Origin of the sequence: Acerihabitans sp. TG2 (genome assembly GCF_035013185.1) — a bacterium.
Taxonomy (GTDB): Bacteria; Pseudomonadota; Gammaproteobacteria; order Enterobacterales; family Enterobacteriaceae; genus Acerihabitans.
In genome coordinates this window covers 41,273-64,426 of sequence record NZ_JAYGJO010000007.1, presented here as the reverse complement: position 1 = coordinate 64,426, position 23,154 = coordinate 41,273, and the positions used below count along the sequence as shown (strand labels likewise).

Sequence of the window (23,154 nt, the reverse complement as noted above, 5' to 3'; positions counted from 1 at the left end):
CGCACGGTTTATTCGGGGTAATCCCGGTGGATAACGGCGGCAAACTGTCGGCACATCTCATCATCACCTTGCTCATTGGATGCCAACAACCGTTCGCCATCCACCACAGTAATGCGCGCATTAAGATTAAAATCGTCGGGTGGCATGGGTCGAGACCGGCTTTGTGCCATGACCCGCTGCGCCTGTTGCCACGCCTGCTCAACGGTGTGGTTGCAAGCTTGTGCCAAGTAGTCAGGATTAAATCCCTCACCGGTCAGGCTACGCAGCGTATCATCATGGGTGACGCTGTTGCCCGGCAGCCAATAATGGGCCGCCAGATCCGGTCCAATGGCCGGGTTATCCGTCAGATAACCATCGCGCTTAAGGAAAAATTGCCGGGTTTGTTCCACGGCCATTAACGCCAGCAAATAGCCTTGGTAGGAACAGGCGGAGTCTTGGGATAACAGATGGGGGATGGCCAATGTTGGACGCGGGCTGCCTTCGACACCAAGAATGCGTTGTTCATTTTCCCGCGCCAATGCCGTGATATTTTCCGGGGTTAGCCGATCGTCATCCCACTGGTAGAGCGCCCATTCAAAATAAGGCACGAGCAAAATGTGCCGCTCATTAAAGGCGCGCATCGGCTGACGTGCGGCAATGGCAGCCTGAATCAGCGATTCCGGCGGCGTCTCGCCTTGGCCGTTAAGGGCGTAACGTTGCAACCAGTCGGCATCATCGAGCAGGCTGTCACAAAACATTGACTGCGTCTCGGCGTAGGCCATGGAGGTCGGAGGAAACTCTTGCGAGAAACAAGGGGCATTTTGCCGGATATTGGAAAAATGCGCCGCATGGCCACCTTCATGGAACAGGGTATTAATACCACTGATGCCACTGCCTGTCTGATCGGGTTTGGCCAGGCTGGTGAAATTAATCCGTGCTGGTATCCACTGATCCTGTTGCCAGAACGGTGCTACCGGACCATGCATAAATCCATTTTCGTATTTGTCCTTGCGCACCAGCAGATCAAGCTGGAGCTGAGCGCCGTTGAAATCGATATGCAGCCGCTTAAAGCTGCTTATCCAGCGGGACAATGACTCGGCAAACGGCAGATAAGGATCCAGTTGACGGGTCACGTCACCGGCGGTGGCATAACGAATATTCCATGGTAGCAGTGCCTGCGATCCTTTTTCCGCCGCCAGTTCGTCCAGGCTGCGCTGGTTGCCGGTACGGGTTTGCCGTTCGAAACGGTCCAGAATGGCAAACAGCTGTTCGGGGGTCATGCGTTCGGTTTTATTGACTTTATAATCAAAATAGTTGCGATAGCCCATTTGTCGAGCAAAGCGATTGCGCAGACTCACCAACTGTGGGAATCCCTGTTGCAGCAGCCACTGCTCCAATTCACGCAGGGCGTGCTGCGAACTTTGGCGATAACCCTCGTTAGCATTGTTGGCCTGATTAGTCAGCAATTCCCCCAGCGTCGCCGCCACCCGTTCTCCGTTCTCGTTAAGATGGGTGAGCGTGAGAGTTTTACGCCGAGTGTAGAGATCGTTCTCCACCTTGATGATCTGATCCATTAAGGCCTGCGCTGCGGGATCTTCAATGACATTGCACTCAAAAAAACGTGCCCAGCCGCGCAGACCATGTAGGGTGTCATCACGATCTCGCCCGGAAACTGCCGTTTCCAGCGTCGCGATATGGCTGCGGATTTCCCCCGGACGGGCGGGATTGGCGATAAAACGTTTATAGGCCTGCTCGGCCAAAGCAAAACGTTCGGAAACATCTTGACCGCCAATGGCCATATAGTTCTGCCAGAACAAATCCTCTTTGGCGGTATGGATTGCCAAGTAGTCGCGATTCAATGCATTAAAATAATTCACTGCCTGCTGCATAGGCTGTTATCTCCTTGATTAGACCACGTAAATACAGGATGTACGTGACGACGTTTGGGCCGATAACCCCGGGCCAACGACAAATATTTTTATCAGGACCGGCTGATAATCCGATCAATATAGTCTAACGCCAGCGCGATATCACACGTTTGCCCGGTGGCCGTCAAAATACAGGCCAGTTGCAGGCGGATGGCTTGCGGCAGGGCAAACTCACCGCGCATGCAGGCTTCGGTCCAACGCGCGGTGGTCACGGCATCGCGCGCTGCCGGTAGTGATTCGAGCGGTGGCAAGGGGTAGAGTTGTGGATCGAGCAGTAACCGCTGTTCGCCCTGATGCAGACCAAAAATACGGGTCAAACGTTGAGGATTGGCATAGGTTTCACCTTCGGTACCATTCATCAGCAGAGCGCTGCTATTGATGGCGCGGAAAAACGCCCCTACGCGAGTGATATATTCCGGATGCGAGACGCTGGATAAGCGCCAGTGCATATGGTGATGAAACGGCGTCGCCAACTTGGCCAGGGTATGGGCGCTGTTACGTACACCCATGCGCCAGCGCAGTGTTAACTGCGTATCCAGCGGCGGGCACAACTGGGCCACTGGAATAAACACCGGACCACTGCCCATCACCAGCGCGCTTTGCGCCGCCAGCACCGACAGTTGCGGCGCGATACCTAACTCATGGAAGATTTCCGCGCTGGTCACCCGGTTCGGATCCTCGGTAACACCATGTACCACTACCGGAAAACCTAGCCGTGCGAGCGCCAACGCCAGCAAAGGGGTAAGATTCGCCTGCTTGCGCGCACCATTATAGCTGGGGATAACTATCGGCGGTGGCATATCGGCCGGAGCCTGCAACGCCATCACCTGCTCTTGCATGGCTTCATAGAAGCCCAGCATTTCACCTTCAGCTTCACCTTTAATGCGAAACGCAATCAACAACCCGCCAAGTTCCAGATCAGGCACCTGTCCCGCCAGGATGGCCCGATAAAGTTCCTTGGCCGTTGACGGGTCCAAATCACGGGCATGGTGTTTTCCCCGCCCTACTTCTTTGATTATATTGCTGTAATCCATAGCCGCTCGTTGTCCGTCCGCTACTGTAGTGTGATTTTACTTTCAGCCCAGCGCTGTGCGCAACGTCGGGCTGGCAGATGTCACAGCGCGATGAAGAAGCCAAACGCCAAACCGGTTAGTGATAACCATAGCTTCCATTATCGCACTAATAAAGACATTGGTATCAATATTTAACATGTTCATCGACAGTAGGTTAACATTGACCAACGTGGGATAACCTTCATGGACAGTTATCTCACTGCCGAAAAAGTGAAGCTTTATTTTATAAACAAAAACCTTAACCACATTTATTTAACTGTTGAAAAGATACGTCAAAATCCAGTTGGCAGTAATACAGCTAACTTTACAAAGAAGACTGATATATTTCGGTTTTTTGCAGATAACGCTGATTCTTCCACCATCAACTCCCGTCGCAAATGAACTTATGATATAAACATTAAAAAATAATGTACTTTTATTTACACCCACAATTTGTCACGCAACAGACTTAGGGTAAACCCTATAACACCTTGTTTATGAAAATAGGTGTTTTAGGTCAACAAATGCAACCATTATACCTGCTGGTTGCGAAATCACATTTATAATATCAGGTCAAAACAGGAAAAAGCATGCCATCAATTAACCAATACCCAACACAGACGATCCCCGTTAAAACGCCCCCTTTTGGGCACATTAAAAAAATAATGTGTAAATCGTTTCAACTGGTTAAAAGGACTATAGGCATTTCTAACAGCACGGCTAAGCTGTCCAGAGTGAAAAGATCACAATGCATTGAAAATGTTGAATATTATGAGGATGTGATAGATATTAATAATGGAATAAAAGTCACAAAGATTAGCGCCCAGGGTGAAATTTTTAATGACGCAACCAACAATAAAGCGGCAAAGGATATTTTATTAGTCTTCAAAAATCAAGATGATATGGGAAATACATCGTCTCACCTCAACGACAAAGCAGCTGTCACATTAACTAAATTCACCCTGTTGGAAAAGACGGATGATGCAGGCTTGTCCCGAGACGCCTTTATCAATGAGGTCGCAAAAAATATTGTACAGAAATTACAAACAGACGAAATGCCGACTAAGGCTAAGAAAATAGAATGGCAGGCGCAAGAGTTTGCGACCTATATCCCTGCACAAATAAATCGAACGATCGATTCCGCAGCCCCTAAGCAGGATAGCAACGGGAAAAAGTTCCTTAACGATAAATTCAACAAGGAAAAAATTATCCAGGGTACGTTGGCCGATCTGGGATTAACTCAAGATTTCTCACAGGTCAAAAATTTGGCCGACAAAGCCCAACCCTCGATCACCCATGCGACCATGAATTATATTGCATTAAACAAGATCGCTAATACTGAATTGACTGCCAGCATCAGCCGCCGGGTTTACGAAATTATCTTTAATTGTCCGGGTCAAATTGAACAGGTGACGCATTCGGCAGAAAAGATCATTAAACAAGCCATTGCCGCGAGCTAAAACCAGTGATGCCATAAACCGCGATTGACCGTTTCACTGGGCTCGGAGCCCGCGGGACGCATTAATATCGCCCTAGTTTGGCATCTCAGGTTGTTCAATGGGAAATACTGGCAGCGCCGCCAACAGGCGTGCGCCATAAGGTTTGGTTAATAAGCGCCGGTCATAGATCACAATTTCGCCGGTGCACTCATGGCTGCGAATCAACCGCCCGACCTGCTGGATCAGGTTGAATGATGCACTGGGCAGACTTTGTACCTCAAAAGGATGGCGTTTTTGGCTTTTCAGCCATTCACCTTCCGTCACGATCACCGGACTGTCGATGGGCGGAAAGGCAATTTTATGAATATGCACCTGGGTCAGCAGTTCACCTTTTAAATCCAGCCCTTCTGCAAACGACTGCAACCCTATCAGAATGCTGGTTTTGCCTTGATCAACCCGACGACGATGTTCTTCGATCAACCGATAACGTGGCTGATCCCCCTGCACCAGCAGTTGTAAACGCAGGTCAGTGACGTTGGCCAAAAAACCTTGCATCGCACGGTGACTGGCAAACAGTACCAGTATGCCCCGATGGGCACCCACCGCCAGGCTGGCGCGGAAAAATTGCGCCATCTCGGCGAGATGCTCCGTCTCCTTAGCCATCACCGGCTCATTAAGCATGCAGGGGATCACCAGCTTGCCCTGCCGTTGATGGTCAAACGGCGAGCCCAGTGTGACAAAACGATCGCCGGCGCGTTCATCCAGGCCGGACAACTCCTGCAAACGGGCAAAACTGTTCAGGGAACGCAGGGTCGCGGAGGTGACCACCGCATGGGGGATCCTCGACCATAGCAATTTTTCCAGTTGATCGCTGACGCGGATACCGACGCAATGTAAAAAAATGTGCGCGCCGCCGTCATGCATCTCACGGGTCAACCATTTGGAAATCGGCGCATTGGACGCTTTCTCCTGCGCCGCCAATTTCCATAACCGGCTGCTAGATTCCCAAAAAACCAGAGTACGGCTGGTCTGTAACAGCGCTTGATGTAGCCGGACGATATCCTGTTTACCGGTTTTTTCACTCAGATCATTGAGCAAAAACTCCGTTAGCATACGCAACCCCTCGGTGAGTTTATGCAAACGGGCAGCGATTTCAGTCATTTCGGGGGGCAGTTGCCCCATGGTAAAACGGAATTCGCCCACCACACTATCGTGCGGCAGCATGACCAGGGCCAGATTTTCGAACGCCTGCACCCGCTCTTGAACTTCGGCGCAGTGGTTTTTTAAACGCTCGCTACCGCTCAGCAACGGGGGCTTGGCCGGTTTAAACTGGGCCAGGATTTGTTCGGTTTGCCGCATAAACAATTCGAGCTGGTGGGTCATAAACCCCAGGGTGATCTCGCCGGACATCTCCAACGCGTCTCGCGCCACATCCGGCAAATGATGCCCTTCATCAAGCACCAGCAACATATGCTGCGGATTAGGCAACACCGATTCGCTGTCCAGCGCCGCCATCACCAGCGCATGGTTGGCAACCACCACGTCGGCGTTTTCAATCTCCTTGCGGGCGATAAAAAACGGACACTCACGAAAATAGTGACAATTGCGCGCCAGACAGTTGGCTTTGTCGGTACTCAATTTACTCCATAAGCCGTCGCTAACTGATTTTGGATAGTGATCGCGCAGTCCATCCCAAGAGAAGCGTTGCAAATCCTGCAGTAGCTTGCCGCACAGGGTTTTTTCGTTGCTGTTGGCCGGCGTTAACTCATTATCGAGGAACAGTTTCAGATCGCCTTGGAACACCGCATCTGCCGACATGGCCGCCAGATTGCGCGGGCAAACATACCGGCGCCGACCAAAGGCGGCGGTAAATGTCAAATCCGGGATGAATTGCTTTAATAGCGGCAGATCTTTACTGAAAATCTGGTCCTGCAGCGCCACGTTGGCCGTGCTGACCACCAAAGTTTTTTCCTCCGCGCGACCGATAGCAATACCGGGGATCAGATAGGCGATCGTTTTACCCACCCCGGTAGGGGCCTCGATCGCCAGATGGCGTTCGATTTCGCCGGATAGCGCGTTGGCCACTTCAGCGATCATCTGGCGTTGCGGCATGCGGGAGATAAAATCCGGAATGTGTTTTTGCAGCGCTTTATACCAATCATGGATTTGCGCTTTGGTGGCGACGGACAGCGACATTCAGCTACTTTTGGTGATAACAAGGGCAGGTATTGTCCCACAGACCCGCGGCTACGTCAGCAATTATGCTGTATATATCCGCAGGCATTATGGTTAATGCGAGCGATGTCGAGGCCTGGTGCACCCAAGAAGTGAGTTGCCTTGGCGAATCCGGTGGGTAAATGACGGCCCTTGCCCGCTGGCCAATAGCCTCTATAATAAGCGCAGGCGGGCTTATTAAGGAATGTCATGAATCTGGTTAAAGCAGCGGTAATTGGTGTTATTTCCCTCTGTGCTTTGGGTGCCGTAGGCGGTGTCATGCTGGCCGGTTATATCGTTATCGTCCATAGCTGACCTTGGGGCGGTCACTCGCGGCCTGATGGCAGGCATCGGCGCCAAAACCCCATAACCCGATCTCGGGTGCGGCGCACGCCCTTAACACCAAAAGAACAGTTCAGTGAAGCGTTTAGTCGTAGCGATAGCAGCGCAACCAGCGTTCAAAGAGCATATCGCTGATGATAGCCAGCAGGGCCACCAGCAACGCCCCTTGCAAGATGTAGGCAGGATTAAATCCACTTAAACCAATGATAATAGGCGAACCCAGGCTTTTGGTACCGACGGTAGAGGCGATGGTGGCGGTGCCAATATTAATGATGACCGACGTGCGAATACCGCTGATAATCACCGGTGCCGCCAGTGGTAACTCCACTCGGGTCAGTATTTGCCATCGGCTCATGCCAGCCCCGGCTGCGGTTTCCTGTATCGATTCTCCGACGGTTTCAATCCCGGTGATCGTACCCTGGACTATCGGCAACAAGCCATACAATACCAACGCGATGATCGCCGGTTGTTGGCTAAACCCCATCACCGGTACTGCCACCGCCAGCACCGCCACCGGTGGGAACGTCTGCCCCACCGCCACCAGTGTTTCCAGCAGCGAACGAAACTCCCGGCCAGCCGGGCGCGTCACACCGATGCCTGCGCCCACGCCAATGGCCATGGCGATAACGCTGGAGATCAATACCAGTTGCACATGCGCCCAGGCCAGTGAGGCAAAACTGTCTTGAAGGTACACCGGGCGAGCAAGCGTTGGAAATAACCAGGAGAACAGCCCGGACAGATGTGGCATGCCAAACATCAGCCCCAACAGTAACAGCAGGCCCCATAACAACGGATCGGTCACGGTACGCCGTAACATCTACCCATCCTCCCCGGTCGGCTTAATCAAGTCCTGAAAATGCAGCACGCCAATAGCATCGCCCTGCTCATCTACCACTGGCAACCGTTCGGTCTGGCGAAATACAAATTCCGATAACGCTTCCCTTAGCGTCAGCGTCGCTGAAATAGGCTGGCCGTCCACTTGCTCACCTTTGCGGGCATAACTACCCGCCGCGCCGAGAGCCAACAGTTTGATGCCGATATCGCTGCGGCCAAAAAAATCACGGACAAAGTCATTGGCCGGCTGCGTCAACAACTGGCGCGGCGTTCCTTGTTGAACCACTTGGCCCCCATCAAGCAGGACAATACGCTGCGCCAACGCCAACGCCTCGTCAATATCATGAGTGACCAGCACCACCGTGCGACCGGACAGCTGATGGATGCGAACAATTTCAGTTTGCAGCGCGGCGCGGGTTACTGGATCGAGCGCACCGAAGGGTTCATCCATGAGCAGCACTTCCGGATCGGCGGCCAAGGCCCGAGCTACCCCTACCCGTTGCTGTTGCCCACCGGAGAGTTGGTGTGGATAACGGCCGCGAAACTGCCGTGCATCCAAATGCAGTAATTCCAGTAACTCGGTGACCCGATCGCGAGTCTTCGCGCGCGACCATTTCAGCAGTTGCGGCACCGTGGCAATATTTTGTTCCACCGTCCAATGCGGGAACAGGCCGATGGATTGAATAGCATAACCCATGCGCCGCCGCAGCTCCTGTGGCTTGAAGCTGTGAATTTCATCACCGGCAAACAGGATTTTCCCTCGATCATGCTCAATGAGACGATTGATCATTTTAAGCGTAGTGGACTTGCCTGAACCAGAGGTGCCAATCAGCACGGTGAATTCACCTTTAGCAATGTTCAGGTTAAGATTTTCCACTGCCGGTTTGCCATGGAAATATTTACTGACCTGCTGGAATTCAATCATCGGCGTACCGTTTCAAGTAATGAAATGATCAGTTTAAACAGCGCATCCACCAGCACGGCCAGTGCGATGGCAGGCATCACTCCCAGCAACACCAGTTCCAACGCACTGCTCAGCAACCCCTGGAACATCAACGCACCAAATCCCCCCGCGCCGATCAATGCGGCAATCATGCTCATGCCAACGGTCTGTACGGCGATGATCCTGATACCGGACAGCATCACCGGTAGCGCCAGTGGAATTTCAACACGCCAGAAAATTTGCCCCTGGGTCATGCCCATGCCCTGTGCTGTTTCAATCACCTCGGCGGGTACCTGCTGCAAACCGGCATTCACGCTACGCACCAGTGGCAATAATGCATACAAGACCAGGGCAATCAGCGCTGGTGCCAGGCCGATCCCGCCAATGCCAGCGGCGCGCAACCAGGGCCAGGAGGCGGCCAAACTGCTCAGCGGCGCAATCAACAACCCGAACAGGGCGATGGCCGGAATAGTCTGGATAATATTGAGCGAGGAGAACAACGCTGGCCGCCAACGCGGCGAGCGATGGCACAGTAACCCCAGAGGAATGCCGATAATCATGGCCGGTGCCAGTGTCCCAAACAGCAAAGTGAGGTGTTCGGCCAACGCCCGCTGGAACATATCCTGCCGGTTAGCGTACTCAATGAACAGCGATAGCCGATCAAGACGTCCGGTTAACACCAGCCCCACCAGCGGCAGCCAGAGTTGTGCATTGACCAGCACCCGTAGGGCGGGGTTATCAACCAGCCGACCAATGGCATCGGCCGCCATCAACAAACACAGCGCCGACATCAACCAAAATCCGCTGCCAAACGAGGTGCGCGCCAGCGCTGCTCCCGCCGGCTGCGCCAGTTCGGTGGCACTATGGCCCGCCAAGGCCACCAGGCAAAACAGCAACGTTTCAGCCAGCAGTATGGCCGCCAGGCGCGCGGGACGAGACGGCGTGACAAAACATAAGAGGCCGATGCCAAACGCCGGCACCAGAATCAATAAACGCATGCCGCCCAGCACGCTAAGCAGCCCGATACCTTGTCCTGACATCAGGCGGTTCGGCGCATAATTAACAAACGGCAGTAGCACTGCAGCAAGCAACCACAGTAGGGCCAACGTCAGCAGAACGCGGTTTTTAACCCCAATCACAGGCTCTCTCTACATCCGAATGCATTAGTTTTTCACAAAACCTTGCTGCTTGAGATACTCCGCCGCAACCTTTTTGGCATTTTGCCCTTCCACTGCAATACTGGCGTTCAACCGCTGCAAGGTTTGGGTATCCAGGGAAACAAACACCGGTTTGAGCCACTGCGCGATCTGTGGATGTTGTTTCAACACCGCTTCACGAATGATCGGCGCGGGTGCGTAGATCGGCTGCACGCCGTTAGGATCGGTCAGGGTTTGCAATCCCAATGCCGCCACCGGACCGTCGGTGCCGTAAGCCATGGCGGCATTAACGCCGGAGGTCTGTTCCGCTGCAGCTTTCAACGTCACCGCCGTGTCCCCCCCGGCTAATGACAATAGCTGATCTTGCTGCAAGGTGAAATCATAGGCCTTTTCGAAGGCCGGCAGTGCATCAGGCCGTTCGATAAACTCCGCCGAGGCCGCCAATTTGAACTTACCGCCGTCTTTTAAATAACGGCTCAGATCGGTTAGTGACGTCAGGTGATTTTTTTTAGCCAAATCCTGGCGTACGGCAATCGTCCAGGTATTATTGGCTGGCGCCGGTTCCAGCCAGACAATGTGATTTTTGTCATAATCGAGTTGCTTAACCTTCTGGTAGCCCTGTTTGGCATTTTTCCAGACCGGGTCTTTCTCATCGCTGAAAAAAAATGCGCCGTTACCGGTGTATTCCGGATAGATATCAATCTCACCAGAGGTGATAGCGCCACGCAGCACCTGGGTGGCGCCAAGCTGGGATTTATTAATCGTTTTTACGCCATGGGCATCGAGCACCTGCACAATGATATTGCCCAGCAGCGAGCCCTCGGTATCGATCTTCGACCCGACCTTTACCGGTGAATCCGCCGCCTGTACGCCTGACGCCATGCCTAACATGGCTGCGGCAAGGCACAGCGCCCGTCCCTGAAGATAAAAGTTGCCCATAGGTTGGTATCCCCTTGAAGGTTATTGATCAATGGTCCATCAGGCAATAGCGATGGATATTTTTATGAAATAATAGTTCAAATTGAAATTTATTGATTAAAAAAAGGAAGCGTAACCATAGAAACACATTTCTGGTGGCAAAAAAACATCCCCGTCGACAGACCACCAAACCGACATCGGCGAGTTTGCAAAACCTTAACCGGCGCGGCGCAGATGCATAAACGCGTGATAATAATCTGGAATGGTCGCCATGGTGAGTAAAAACCACGGGGTAAAGCAGCCGGGTTGTTGCAAAATAGCCTGTTGAACTTGGCTTAAGGACTGATAACGAAAATCCATTGCTTCGGCAGGATTGAGTCTGGGAACCTGTTTGGTTATACCGAAATAGACATGGTCAAATTCGTGTTCGATCAGACCATTGGACAGCGGGAGGTAATATTGCAACTCAAATATCGGCGTCAGGACACAATGCAATCCCATCTCCTCAAATAATCGTCGTCGAGCTGCCGCCGGCGTGGGTTCATCAGGCGCAGGGTGACCACAGCAAGTATTGCTCCACAATCCACCACAATGGTATTTATCGATGGCGCGCCGCTGCAGCAAGAGGTCGCCCTGGGGATTAAACAGATAGACCGTAATTGCCCGGTGCAATAGCCCTTCCCGGTGTGCCTGGAGCTTTTCCATGCTGCCGATCGGTCTATCTTGTTTATCCACCAGGATCACTTCGCTAACGACCATCACCTCGCCTTGCCTAAACTGCTGTTAACATAAGTCTATCGGCTACGGCGGTAAAAATCTGTGCAAAAAAGAGTGATTACTGCAAGACTGCGCAAATCTTTGCAAAAAACCGTGTCTGAACGCTCATCCGTCAGTGGCCTTGGCGTCATGATGGCTCTGTTTGCCCGTGGTCAACGCGCCACTGCGATGGGCAACATCGGCAGTGGCGCGTTGGGTGGCGTTACAACAAGGTAAACCGGGCGGTTTTAACCCGGGCGGAATCTAATCCGACCATGACATCAAAGTCTCCCGGTTCAGCGGCGTAAATCATTTGCTGGTTGTAAAATTTCAGTGCATTGGCATCAAGCGTAAACGTGATCCGTTTCGATTCACCAGCTTTTAAAAATACCGGCTGGAAACCTTTTAGTTGCTTAACCGGACGGCTTACCGAAGCCGTAATATCGTGAATATAAAGCTGGGCAACGGTGCCACCGTCACGATGGCCGGTATTGGTCAGGGTCACGCTCACCGTCATTGACCCATCCGGTTTCAGCGTCGGGTTGGATAACGCCACGTCAGATACAGAAAACGTGGTGTAGCTCAGACCAAAACCAAACGGAAACAGCGGCCCATTGGCCTCATCATAGTAGTGCGAGGTATATTTATCCGGCTTCTCAGCCAGATAAGGTCGTCCGGTGGGCAGATGATTATAATAAATCGGGATTTGTCCAACGGAACGGGGGAAAGATATAGGCAATTTACCGGATGGATTGTAATCACCAAACAACACATCGGCAATGGCATTGCCCCCTTCAGTACCGCTGAACCAGGTTTCCAGCATCGCGTCGGCCTGTTGATTTTCACGCACCAGTGCCAAAGGGCGACCGTTCATCAACACCAATACCAGCGGCTTGCCGGTAGCCTTTAGCGCATCAATCAACTGGCGCTGGCTGTCCGGGATGGTGAGATGGGTACGACTGGACGCTTCGTTGGCCATGCCCTGGGATTCCCCCACCGCCGCGACAATCACATCCGCTTTGCGCGCCGCACTGACCGCTTCATCAATCATAACCTGCGGTGTACGTGGATCGACGTCGACTGCATGGTCATAGGAATTAAGAAAAGCCACCAGATCTTGGTGATTGGTGATATTGGCACCCTTGGCATACAGAATGGTGGCTTTATTGCCCACGGCATTGCGCATCCCTTGCAATAGCGTGACGGACTGCTTGGGCCGTCCGGCGGCCGACCAACTGCCTATAATATCCCGTTGGCTATCGGCCAGTGGGCCGACCACGGCGATCGTGCCCTGTTTTTTCAGCGGCAACGTCTGCAGCCGGTTCTTAAGCAGTACCAACGTTTGCCGTGCTACCTGCCGGGCAGCGTCGCGATGCAGACGGCTTTCAGCGTTGGTATCCTGCGGATCGCTACCCACCGGCCCAAGATGGTTATAGGGATCACGAAACAGGCCCATGTCATATTTCACATTCAGCACATGGCGCACCGCCTGGTCGATCTCGTGTTCTTTCACCTCACCGCGCTTCACCAACCCCGGCAAGTAGCGGTCATAGTACTCGTCGCTCATGCTCATATTGATACCGGCATTGAGCGCAATCTTTACCGCCTGTTCTGGATCACTGGCCACCCCATGTTTGATCAGTTCCTTGATTGCACCGTGATCGCTGATAGTAATGCCAGAAAAGTGCCATTGTTTACGTAAAATATCTTTTAGCAACCACGCGTTGGCCGTGGCCGGCACGCCGTTGATGGTGTTAAGTGACACCATGACACCGCCGCTTCCCGCGTCCAATGCCGCTTTATACGGCGGCATATAATCATCAAACATGCGCTGAGGACTCATATCAACGCTATTATAATCTCGCCCCCCTTCCACCGCGCCGTAGAGCGCAAAGTGTTTGACCGTGGTCATGAGCGCATGGCGATCACCGGGATGGGCTCCCTGAATCGAACGCACCAGCGTCCGGCCGATTTGTGAGGTGAGGAACGTATCTTCCCCCAAACCTTCTGATACCCTACCCCAACGTGGATCGCGAGAAATATCCACCATCGGTGCCCAGGTCATATTCAGACCGTCTTCACTGCCTTCATAAGCAGCGATACGTCCACTGGTGGCAACAGTGTCAAGATTCCAACTCGAGGCCAATCCCAGGCTGATAGGGAAAATGGTCCGCTGGCCATGGATAATGTCGTAGGCGAAAAACAGCGGTATCTTAAGCCTGGGCAACTGCATAGCCTGATCCTGCATCGCACGGATATCCTGCCGGGTGACGGTGTTGAAAATACCGCCTACCTGGCCGTTTTTAATCATCTCCCGAATCGCTGACTTGGGATTTTCCGGACCCACGCTGATAAGCCGCAGCTGACCTATTTTTTCCTGCAGAGTCATTTTTTGCAGCAAAGCGTTGACGTAAGCGTCACGGGGCAAATTGGGAGAGGGGAGTTGGGTATTATCCGCCAGAGCGGGATTAAGCGTTAAGGAAGCTAGCAGGCTAATTGAACACAGCCATTTCATATCGTTATTCTCACACGGGCAAAAGCGGGCCGAACCGAGAGGCGGTTATCGGCTGTTCGGGGTAATATGCCATAGGGCAATGCTGCACGTAGTGTAGATCATCACGGAGTTGAAAGGGTAATGTTAAATTATTGAAAGCATTTGTTTCCTGTGGAATCTTGCCCCTATTGGCCGTTCAGGCTCAATCTCCGGTTGAGGCCGTGATGCATGGGCTATCATGGCACGACATGGCACAACATAGCACTACGTGGCACTATGATTATCGTTTATGGCAGCAACTGATCGGCCGCCACGCGGATAAAATACCACGCCGAACGCCCGTCACACACCGCCATTGCCCCAGAGTATCTCGGCAGCAGCGTACCAAAACGGCGCTTGATTCCGTTCGAATCACATAAAAGGGAAATCATCATGACCCAGCCATCACCTTATTTATCCCATGCGTTTATTTCACAACTTATTACCATTGCCGGCAAACGCGCCGTCCTGACCGGCAAACGTCAGACCCAACGCTACCTGAAAGGATTCCGTTCCGGCAGCGGACCGGCGCTGGCGGTGGTATTGCCCGAGACGTTATTATCCTTGTGGCAAATTTTAGCCGCCTGCGTGGCCGCTGATAAAATTATTATTATGCAGTCGGCCAATACCGGGCTTACCGAAGGCTCAACCCCCAGCGGGACGGACTACGACCGTGAGGTGGTATTGATCAGCACCCGGCGACTGGATGGCGTGCAACTGCTGGATGAGGGTCGGCAGGCGGTGGCGTTGGCGGGCAGTACGCTTTACACCTTGGAAAAGACGTTGAAACCGCTGAAACGAGAACCCCATTCCGTTATCGGCTCATCCTGTCTAGGCGCATCGGTGATCGGCGGTATTTGTAATAATTCCGGTGGTTCCTTGGTAAAACGCGGTCCAGCCTATACCGAAATGGCACTGTTTGCGCAAATCGATCAAGACGGCAAGCTGCAGTTGGTTAATCACTTGGGCATCGATCTTGGCTCAACGCCGGAACAGATCCTAACCCGTCTCGACAATCAGCAGTATAGCGCCAACGATATTCATCACGCCGATCACGCCTGTTCAGACCACGATTATGCCCAACGGGTACGCGATGTCGACGCCGCAACCCCATCGCGTTTTAACGCCGATCGGCGCCGGCTGTTCGAAGCCTCGGGCAGCGCGGGCAAGCTGGCGGTGTTTGCCGTGCGCCTGGACACCTTCCCCGCCGAGCAGCGCCAGCAGGTATTTTATATCGGCACTAATGATCCACAGGTACTGACCCGGTTGCGGCGCGACATATTATCCGATTTCACCCACTTACCCGTGGCCGGCGAGTATATGCATCGCGATTGCTACGACATCAGTGCAACTTATGGTAAAGATACGTTTATTCTGATTAACCGCCTGGGCACCGACCGCATGCCATGGCTCTTTCAGCTTAAAGGGCGCATTGACGCTACGCTAAACGCCTGGCCATGGCTACCGACCCAGCTAAGCGACCGGCTGATGCAGGGGCTCAGCCGACTGTGGCCAAGGCACCTGCCGCTGCGGATGCAAGAGTACCGCGACCGTTATGAACATCATCTGCTACTGAAAATGTCCGGTGACGGCATAAACGAGGCATCAGACTACCTAGCCCGTTTTTTTGAGCAGGCGCCAGGGGATTATTTCACCTGTACTCAAGATGAAGGTAATAAAGCGTTTTTACACCGGTTCGCTGCTGCTGGCGCCGCCGTGCGCTATCATGCGGTTCATAGCAATAAGGTCGAGGATATTCTGGCGCTGGATATCGCCTTACCTCGTAATGAAACCCAATGGTTCGAGACGCTACCGCCGGAGATCGATCGGCAAATAGTGGCGAAGCTGTATTATGGCCATTTCATGTGCCATGTATTCCATCAGGATTATATTGTGCGCAAGGGCGTGGATAGCCACGAACTCAAACAGCAAATGCTGGCACTGCTTAACCAGCGCGGCGCTGAATATCCCGCAGAACATAACGTCGGGCATTTGTATCAGGCTAAACCACCACTGGCCGAATTCTATCGGCACATTGACCCCACCAATAGCTTTAATCCCGGTATCGGCCAAACGTCCAAGCTGAAACACTGGTGCGAACAGTGTGAAGAACACCGGCAATCTTAGCCTGCATTCTTCAGTTTCCCGGTGCCACATTATCCCATTACCCGAAAAACTCAACGTGAAGGGCACCGGTTATTTAGCGCTGTCGGCCGCCTAAAAGGCGGTATTTTCAGCACCAAATTGGCACTACGTGTAAAGGGGACTTGGCAAGTGCGATGACCTTTGCAATACTGCTTCGCAGTGTTACCAATCATGATTGTTCTATACAGGAGTTGACGATTGTTTTAGCCAGGAATCATGATAGTCAGGGATGATCGGTTCTTCTTTTTTAACAAGGTACCGACTCGTTTATGAAATATGTCATCGTGGGTACAGGTAACATCAGTCATACCTATCTCCAGGCCCTGCAAGCACTGCCGGCCAGTGAAGCCGTCGGTTTTATTTCCCGCAGCAAAACGACGGAGGCAACCCCCGGCGCGTTGCCTTATTGGCCGACACTTGCGGCGGTGGACCGGCCCTATGATGCTGTCATCGTCACCACTCCCAACGGTCTGCATCACCACAGCGCCATCGAGGCTGCCCGATTGGGAAAGCACATCTTGGTGGAAAAACCACTGGATATCAGCCAGGCCGCCATGGATGCCATGATTAGCGCTGCGCAACAGCACCATGTCACCCTGGCGGTGAGTTATCAGCGCCGTACCAATCCCGATAATCAAGCCATCAAGGCCTTATTGGAACAAAACGCGTTTGGGCGGATTTACGCCGCCGATCTCAGTTGCCGCTTCTGGCGCGATGAGGCCTACTATGCCAGCGCTGACTACCGTGGCGGTTACGCTATCGATGGGGGTGGTGTATTTATGCAGCAGGCCAGCCATAATATCGATAATTACGTCTGGTTATTCGGTCTGCCCGAATCGCTACAAGGCGAACTGGATACCTTTGCCCACCAGATCGAGGCCGAGGATCACGGCGCGGTGGTATTGCGCTACGCCAACGGCATGATTGGTACCCTCGTCGCCTCCACTTGCGCGCGCCCAGGTTACCCACCCCGGTTGGAGGTGAGTTCTGAAAAAGGCACCTTCACCCTGCTTAATGACTGTATCAGCGAATGGTATATAGACGGTATTGATAATCCAGCCTCATCGGTCCCGCCCGCACCGGACGGCGGCGCCAGTACCCCCAACGTGAGCGACAGTTCACGTCATGAAGCGATCATTACCGATTTCGAGCAGGCGATTAACCAAGGCACCACGCCACTGGCGGACGGTTCAGATGCTCGCCGGGCCACCGAGTTGATATTACGGATTTACCACTGCCGCGCAAGGGAGGTTTGATGTATCAGCTCAGGGCAGCCCGCATGGATGAATTAACCAAACTTACTGAGCTTTGTGTGCAGTCAAAAGCCTTCTGGGGCTATGATGACGCCTTTATTCGCGATTGTCGCGACAAGCTCAACTTTCATCCGGCGGATATGGAAAAATCGCATATCTGCGTAGCGGAAAATGACCACACCTTACTGGGTGTCGCGCAGTTACTGTTTACCGATGAAATCGCTTTCCTGGAGCGGTTGTGTGTCGCCCCGGCCAATCTTAAAACCGGCATTGGCAAATCACTGTTCGGCTGGTCAATTAACACCGCCCACAGGGCCGGCGCCAAGCGTTTGCTGATCGAATGCGACCACCATTCTGCCGGTTTTTACCAACGCATGGGGGCACGTGAGGAAGAGTTCGTCGAGTCCAGAGTCTTTCCCGGCCAGCAACTACCGCGGTTTAACATCACCCTGACGCCATCCAGGCGCAGTGCAGGCGCATAGCCATCAGCCACTTAACCTTTTACTCATACTGTCACGGAGTGCCATATCGTGTATCAACTGCATATTGCCAACAAAAATTACTCGTCATGGTCATTACGCCCCTGGATACTGATGAGAGTGTTGTCAATTCCCTTTACCGAAACACTACATCGGTTCCAGGGAGCAAATAATCATGATATTTTTCAGCATTTTTCACCGACTGGTCGAGTGCCAACCTTAAATGATGGTGCCATTGTGGTGTGGGATTCTTTGGGCATTGTCGAATACCTCGCAACTACCCATGCTGGGGTATGGCCGGAACACTATCAGGCCCGAGCGTGGGCACGTTGTGCCGCGGCGGAAATGCATTCCGGTTTTTCCGCGCTGCGAACGCTGTGCCCGATGAACTGCGGCGCACGCGTACGGCTGCCCGCGATCGCTCCAGACCTGCAGGAGGATCTGACCCGACTGGATGAACTTTGGCAGCAAGGATTATCGACCTTTGGTGGTCCGTTTTTAGCCGGTTCCACATTCAGTGCCGTGGATGCTTTTTTCGCACCTGTGGTATTTCGGGTTCAGACCTATGATTTACCGCTGTCATCCGCAGCGATGCTGTGGTGTAAACAGATGCTGGCACTGCCAGCCATGACGCAATGGTATCGCGACGCGCTGGCAGAGCCCTGGCGTGATGCATCCCATGAGGATGAAACCGTAGCACAAGGGGTGATCATCAACGATTTGCGCAGTCGGGCTGAATAACGCCGACGGCCTTTGAACGCAGCGGTCAGTCAACTTGCTGGAGTGACGTGCCGTTGCCGTTTTTTGCGGTCTGCCGCGCTTTTATCATTTTTGACTTTTTATACACCGTCTTCGTTTTGCTGCTTTTCGCTTTTTTATACGCTGTCTGTACCGGTTGTTTATGTTTTTTAGCGACCACTGCCGGGCCGGCTTTGTGATGTTTGGTTTTATTCAGGGCTGTCTGGCGCACCGGGGCAGACTTGGCCTGGTGTCTCCCCGTGGCCTTTGCGCGGTGCGCAGCGGTTTTATAGGCTGACCGGGTAGCGCGCAAAGTACCCGTTTTAGCTAATACCCCCGATGGCAGCGCGGTGGCATGGCCGGTCTCCAGCCAGCTGCGAATTCGGCTAGCGTCAGCAAAATGCGTATATTTGCCGTAAGCATCCAATACCACCAAGCCCACCGCCCGATGATTAATCATGGTACGCATCACCAGGCAGTGTCCCGCTGGATTGGTGAATCCGGTCTTGGTCAGCTGAATGGACCAATCTGGCCGATAAACCAAGTGATTGGTATTGCGAAATGGCAAAGTGTAGGGTGGGTTGCTAAAGGTTGCCATGGTTTCATGGGTCGTACTGAGTTCGGTAAGCATGGGGTATTGCTGGGTGGCTATCAGCAATTTTGACAGATCCCGTGCCGTGGAAACGTTGTTTGGGGATAACCCTGTCGGCTCCACATAGTGGGTATGCAGCATACCCAGAGATAACGCTTTGGCATTCATGGCGGCAATAAACGCATGGTAACCACCAGGATAATGATGCGCCAGGCTGGCGGCTGCGCGGTTTTCCGACGACATCAATGCCAGTAGCAGCATATTACGCCGGCTGATTTCACTGCCTACCCGCACCCGGGAGAATACACCTTGCAATTCCGGCGTCTGATGAATATCCACCGAAATGATGTCGTCCATCGGTTGCCGGGCATCGAGCACCACCATGGCTGTCATCAATTTTGACAATGATGCGATGGGCACCACTTTATCTGCATTCATGGAATAAAGCAGATGGTTATCCGACAGATCAAATACAATTGCACTACCGGAGGCAATCACCAACGGCGAAGCCATAGAGACCGGCTCCGCATTGATGGCGGCGTTGGCATCAAGAATAGCCACATTACCCAGCGCTAAAAGAGACGCGCCAAAACAAGCGAAACGAAAAAAAGACAACATTATTCATTACCTGAAAAATACAGCACGACCGCCGTTGATAACGCCATAGTATATCCGATTCTCTGCAAACGAAAATCGCTAAACACCCGTTTTTTTTCGAAACGAAAAAGGACTGCAGTTTGGTTGACAAATATCAGTTCGCTACAGTTGCTTATTTCAATAAAGACACTTTATTAATCATCTTAATTACGGTAAGTCGGTAATCAAACAGAATAAAAAATCCACGATTTAAAAATAAACCGTAATTTGCGTTAAGAACATGTATCCCTGCATTATGCTGCGCCAATTATTTTAATCTTGTGCCACATATTCAGGGTTGTTCGCTAATGACTTTTTTTCGCACCAGGGTAAAAAACAGGATGATGGCGATGATATGACACCCCCAGATCGTCATGGCCATGGTCAACACCGAGGTACCGCCGATGCCGCTAATGGGCACACTCAGCGCGCCGAGCGCAAACATTGCCACGCCAATCATCGCCGACGCACTGCCAGCATTATTCCTTTGGGTTTGCATGGCCAGGGACGATGCCAGGGTGCCAATCAGACCGTTGATCATTACCGAGAAAAACAACGCCAGCAATATCAACGGCAACGGCAGGTGTAGTGCGCCACTGAGCAGCAGCACCGACGAAGCGATGCCCGCGATGCCCAGACCGATACACAGTACCCGCTGCTCGCCAAAACGTATGCTGGTGTGGGCGGCGATTTGCGCGGCGATAACCAGCCCGATCCCATTAATGGCAAAACAAAAACTAAAACTTTGCGGACTCAGGCCATACAACTGCTGTAATACAAAAGGCGAAGCCCCGATGTATGCAAACATGCCCGCCATGCTAAAACCCTGGGTCAGGCACAAGCCCATAAACCTGCGCTGCGTCAACAGCTTGGCCAGCGAACCAAACACACTGAGTATGGAATTTTGGCTGCGACGGCCAGCAGGCAAGGACTCTTCAAGCCGCCATAAGCACATCACTAGCAATATTAACGCGATAGCCGCCAGGACGATAAACAGTCCACGCCAGCTGGTCCACGCCAATAACGCGCCGCCCATTACCGGCGCAGCGATAGGCGCCAGACCATTCACCAGCATCAATAACGCGAAAAATTTGGTTAAAGCATGGCCACTATAAAGATCCCGCGCCACCGCGCGCGAAATGACCGCCCCCCCCGCCCCGGCCAAACCCTGCAGTAATCTCGCCGACAGCAGTTGAGTGATGTTCTGCGCCAGCGCGCAGCCAATAGAGGCGAGCAACAGCACAATCAGAGAGATCAGCAATGGCCTCATACGTCCCAGTTTATCGCTGAGCGGGCCGAAAAACAGCTGACCGATACCCAAACCCAGCAGTCCGGCGGTCAGGCTGAGTTGCGCGCTGGCGGTATTGGTGACTAAATCAGCGGCGAGTTGCGGTAACGAGGGCAGGTAAAAATCAGTACACAGCGGGCCTAGAGCCGCCAGCGAACCCAGCACCAAGACATAGCTAAATTTTTTTTGTGCAGATGCCATAACATCAACAATCCTAATTATCGTGGCCATTGCGGATCTCATGATGCACCCGTCATCCACCACGATCGGTTAAAATATCAGTTTCGGTAGCCTACTGACGTAAGTGTAACGGCTATGATTGCCTCCCTAATATGTCAATTTTTGGTAAAGGCTGTAAGTATTTATTACCATATCGATTTCATTCATGAGATTGACCCTGCCGAGGATACCAATGGTCAGCGTATACTCATTTACCTAGCAGCTATATTATTGATAATTTTCAAATTTTACTTAACATTTATTGCCTTTGCTATAATCCGTTTTGGCGATAAAAACAGCGTTTTTTGTTGCCAGCTCCGCACTATTCAAAACCTTGATGGAGAGGAATCATACCTTTAAGCACCAGGACGGCAATCCTGCGCCAACGTCCATTGATAACATGCTCCGATGAGTTATCGCTGGCCGCGCAACTGTTTCCCAATTTTTTTCTGACCTCTCGAAGCAACCGACAAATACAGCGCCAAAAATGTAGGCAAAAGCCCTAACATGCAGAAAAAACCAGATCTAAATCACATATTTTTGTAGCGCAATGCAACAAAACCGGCGAAAATTACGCCTTCGACGATTACCGGGGGGATTTACCCATGGCTACGCTATCCTCAAGCTTTGTGATGATGCGCTGGGAATTGCTCAGCGCGATGATGATGTTTTTCGCCAGTACCTTGAACGTGGTCTGTCGCAACAACAACCGTTACGCCCTGTCCTTTATCTTTAGCGCTGTGGGTATCAGCATGGCCTGCTGGTTTGTCACCAGTCTGCTGGGCATCAGACTGTCATTCGAGATCGCCTCGCGTGAATTCTGGGCCAACTCAAAACAACTCATTATTTATCTATTATCCCATACCCCACCGGACTGGCAGATCAGTTAATACGACGACGTCAGTATAACAGCACGGGTTTAAGACTCCGGGTGTCAGCTTAGGTCTGCCTATCCGAACTCAGCTCAACAAACCGGCGCCGACGTTAATCGAAAGACCCAGGATAGCCAGGTTGAACACAAAGGAGATAACCGACTGCAGCAAGGCGACTTTACGCACCTCGGTGGTACCGGTGGCAACATCGGCAGTTTGCGAGGCTACGGCGATAGTGAAGGAAAAATAGAGAAAATCCCAATAATAGGGTTTTTTGACATTGTTCGGAAAAATTAACGCCCGTGCATGGGGATTGTGGTCGCGATAAAATAAATGGGCATAATGCATAGCGAATGAGGTCGGTAATAACGACCAGGAGACCACCAACGTTAGCCCGGTCAACACCAAATGCCACGCTTTATCCGCACCTGATATCTGCTTTAGGTTACTCAATTCCAGCAATATTACCAGTATGCTCATCAAGCAGGTTAGCGTCACCAGTGTCAATACCGTGCTGGCGCTTTCATCTTGTCGCAGGGCGATGGTGCGAATATCTTCTGGCTCAGCACGCAGCATTTCCCACCACAAGAAGATCAGGTATAGCCATGCCAGAGCGTTCCACGCGATCATCAGACGCAACAGGATTGAAAAATGGGACGGCAATAACCCATAACAGGCCACGCCGGCGCCGATGGATAGCAGCAGTCTTGGCCGGGCGGTAAGATAATGCTCTATAGGATGGAACACGCGCATGGCGGTAATGGGCCTTAAAGAACATGAAACTGACTAGTCCGATGCTGGCGGACGGGCTTTTGCTGGACAAGGGGCGCTGATGTG

19 protein-coding genes and 2 pseudogenes are annotated in these 23,154 nt (G+C 52.4%); 8 read left to right on the top strand and 13 right to left on the bottom strand.

The window, feature by feature from the left end:
* Nucleotides 1-8: 8 nt before the first annotated feature.
* A complete protein-coding gene (locus tag SJI19_RS08505) occupies nt 9-1,868 on the bottom strand; it encodes a M3 family metallopeptidase (protein WP_323477827.1) in 1,860 nt (619 codons plus the stop codon).
* Nucleotides 1,869-1,960: 92 nt separating this feature from the next.
* Nucleotides 1,961-2,941, bottom strand: a complete 981-nt coding sequence (gene ybiB, locus SJI19_RS08500) for a DNA-binding protein YbiB (protein WP_323477826.1) — start codon at nt 2,939-2,941, stop codon at nt 1,961-1,963.
* 222 nt (nt 2,942-3,163) lie between these two features.
* Here ybiB and SJI19_RS08495 point away from each other — a divergent pair, with 222 nt between their 5' ends.
* Nucleotides 3,164-3,361, top strand: coding sequence for a hypothetical protein (locus SJI19_RS08495; RefSeq protein ID WP_323477825.1), 198 nt, complete (start codon nt 3,164-3,166; stop codon nt 3,359-3,361).
* Nucleotides 3,362-3,549: 188 nt separating this feature from the next.
* On the top strand, nt 3,550-4,419 hold the full coding sequence (locus SJI19_RS08490) for a hypothetical protein (RefSeq protein ID WP_323477824.1): 870 nt from the start codon (nt 3,550-3,552) through the stop codon (nt 4,417-4,419).
* Nucleotides 4,420-4,497: 78 nt separating this feature from the next.
* On the opposite strand, the pseudogene dinG reads toward SJI19_RS08490, so the two are convergent.
* From dinG to idi, 6 genes and pseudogenes are all read right to left on the bottom strand, one after another.
* Nucleotides 4,498-6,594: pseudogene (gene dinG, locus SJI19_RS08485) on the bottom strand (ATP-dependent DNA helicase DinG); the annotation flags it as partial.
* Between the two features lie 445 nt (nt 6,595-7,039).
* Nucleotides 7,040-7,771: an ABC transporter permease gene (locus SJI19_RS08480; RefSeq protein WP_323477822.1), complete on the bottom strand. Its 732-nt coding sequence runs from the start codon at nt 7,769-7,771 to the stop codon at nt 7,040-7,042.
* A complete protein-coding gene (locus SJI19_RS08475; protein ID WP_323477821.1) occupies nt 7,772-8,713 on the bottom strand; it encodes an ABC transporter ATP-binding protein in 942 nt (313 codons plus the stop codon).
* A complete protein-coding gene (locus SJI19_RS08470; protein WP_323477934.1) occupies nt 8,710-9,867 on the bottom strand; it encodes an ABC transporter permease in 1,158 nt (385 codons plus the stop codon). Before SJI19_RS08470 ends, SJI19_RS08475 begins: the two co-directional genes overlap by 4 nt.
* 27 nt (nt 9,868-9,894) lie before the next feature.
* Nucleotides 9,895-10,779 (bottom strand): ABC transporter substrate-binding protein, encoded by an 885-nt coding sequence (locus tag SJI19_RS08465; protein ID WP_323477933.1) that lies wholly within the window; start codon nt 10,777-10,779, stop codon nt 9,895-9,897.
* A 243-nt stretch (nt 10,780-11,022) separates the two neighbouring features.
* Entirely contained in the window at nt 11,023-11,565 is a 543-nt protein-coding gene (gene idi, locus SJI19_RS08460; protein ID WP_323477820.1) for an isopentenyl-diphosphate Delta-isomerase, read from the bottom strand.
* A 60-nt stretch (nt 11,566-11,625) separates the two neighbouring features.
* Here idi and SJI19_RS08455 point away from each other — a divergent pair, with 60 nt between their 5' ends.
* Complete coding sequence (locus SJI19_RS08455; RefSeq protein WP_323477819.1) at nt 11,626-11,799, top strand: hypothetical protein; 174 nt, start codon at nt 11,626-11,628, stop codon at nt 11,797-11,799.
* Here SJI19_RS08455 and bglX read toward each other — a convergent pair.
* Entirely contained in the window at nt 11,786-14,077 is a 2,292-nt protein-coding gene (gene bglX / locus SJI19_RS08450) for a beta-glucosidase BglX (RefSeq protein ID WP_323477818.1), read from the bottom strand. The genes SJI19_RS08455 and bglX overlap by 14 nt on opposite strands.
* 266 nt (nt 14,078-14,343) lie before the next feature.
* Nucleotides 14,344-14,490, bottom strand: a complete 147-nt coding sequence (locus SJI19_RS08445) for a hypothetical protein (RefSeq protein WP_323477817.1) — start codon at nt 14,488-14,490, stop codon at nt 14,344-14,346.
* Here SJI19_RS08445 and dld point away from each other — a divergent pair.
* The 4 genes from dld to SJI19_RS08425 all read left to right on the top strand — a co-directional run bounded on the left by dld (nt 14,489) and on the right by SJI19_RS08425 (nt 18,713).
* Complete coding sequence (dld, locus tag SJI19_RS08440; protein WP_323477816.1) at nt 14,489-16,222, top strand: D-lactate dehydrogenase; 1,734 nt, start codon at nt 14,489-14,491, stop codon at nt 16,220-16,222. The two genes, SJI19_RS08445 and dld, sit on opposite strands and share 2 nt — an antisense overlap.
* A gap of 287 nt (nt 16,223-16,509) precedes the next feature.
* Nucleotides 16,510-17,496 (top strand): Gfo/Idh/MocA family oxidoreductase, encoded by a 987-nt coding sequence (locus tag SJI19_RS08435; RefSeq protein WP_323477815.1) that lies wholly within the window; start codon nt 16,510-16,512, stop codon nt 17,494-17,496.
* Complete coding sequence (locus SJI19_RS08430) at nt 17,496-17,975, top strand: GNAT family N-acetyltransferase (protein WP_323477814.1); 480 nt, start codon at nt 17,496-17,498, stop codon at nt 17,973-17,975. Before SJI19_RS08435 ends, SJI19_RS08430 begins: the two co-directional genes overlap by 1 nt.
* A 48-nt stretch (nt 17,976-18,023) precedes the next feature.
* Nucleotides 18,024-18,713, top strand: a complete 690-nt coding sequence (locus tag SJI19_RS08425; protein ID WP_323477813.1) for a glutathione S-transferase family protein — start codon at nt 18,024-18,026, stop codon at nt 18,711-18,713.
* A gap of 337 nt (nt 18,714-19,050) precedes the next feature.
* On the opposite strand, the pseudogene pbpG reads toward SJI19_RS08425, so the two are convergent.
* Nucleotides 19,051-19,920, bottom strand: a pseudogene (pbpG, locus tag SJI19_RS08420) (D-alanyl-D-alanine endopeptidase); the annotation flags it as partial.
* Nucleotides 19,921-20,230: 310 nt separating this feature from the next.
* Nucleotides 20,231-21,427, bottom strand: coding sequence for a multidrug effflux MFS transporter (locus SJI19_RS08415; protein WP_323477812.1), 1,197 nt, complete (start codon nt 21,425-21,427; stop codon nt 20,231-20,233).
* A gap of 623 nt (nt 21,428-22,050) precedes the next feature.
* Between SJI19_RS08415 and SJI19_RS08410 the strand changes: the two genes are divergently transcribed.
* On the top strand, nt 22,051-22,335 hold the full coding sequence (locus SJI19_RS08410; RefSeq protein ID WP_323477811.1) for a YjcB family protein: 285 nt from the start codon (nt 22,051-22,053) through the stop codon (nt 22,333-22,335).
* A gap of 69 nt (nt 22,336-22,404) precedes the next feature.
* Here the strand turns inward: SJI19_RS08410 and SJI19_RS08405 are convergent, their stop codons facing one another.
* Nucleotides 22,405-23,070: a DUF1345 domain-containing protein gene (locus tag SJI19_RS08405; RefSeq protein ID WP_323477810.1), complete on the bottom strand. Its 666-nt coding sequence runs from the start codon at nt 23,068-23,070 to the stop codon at nt 22,405-22,407.
* Nucleotides 23,071-23,154 lie beyond the last annotated feature (84 nt).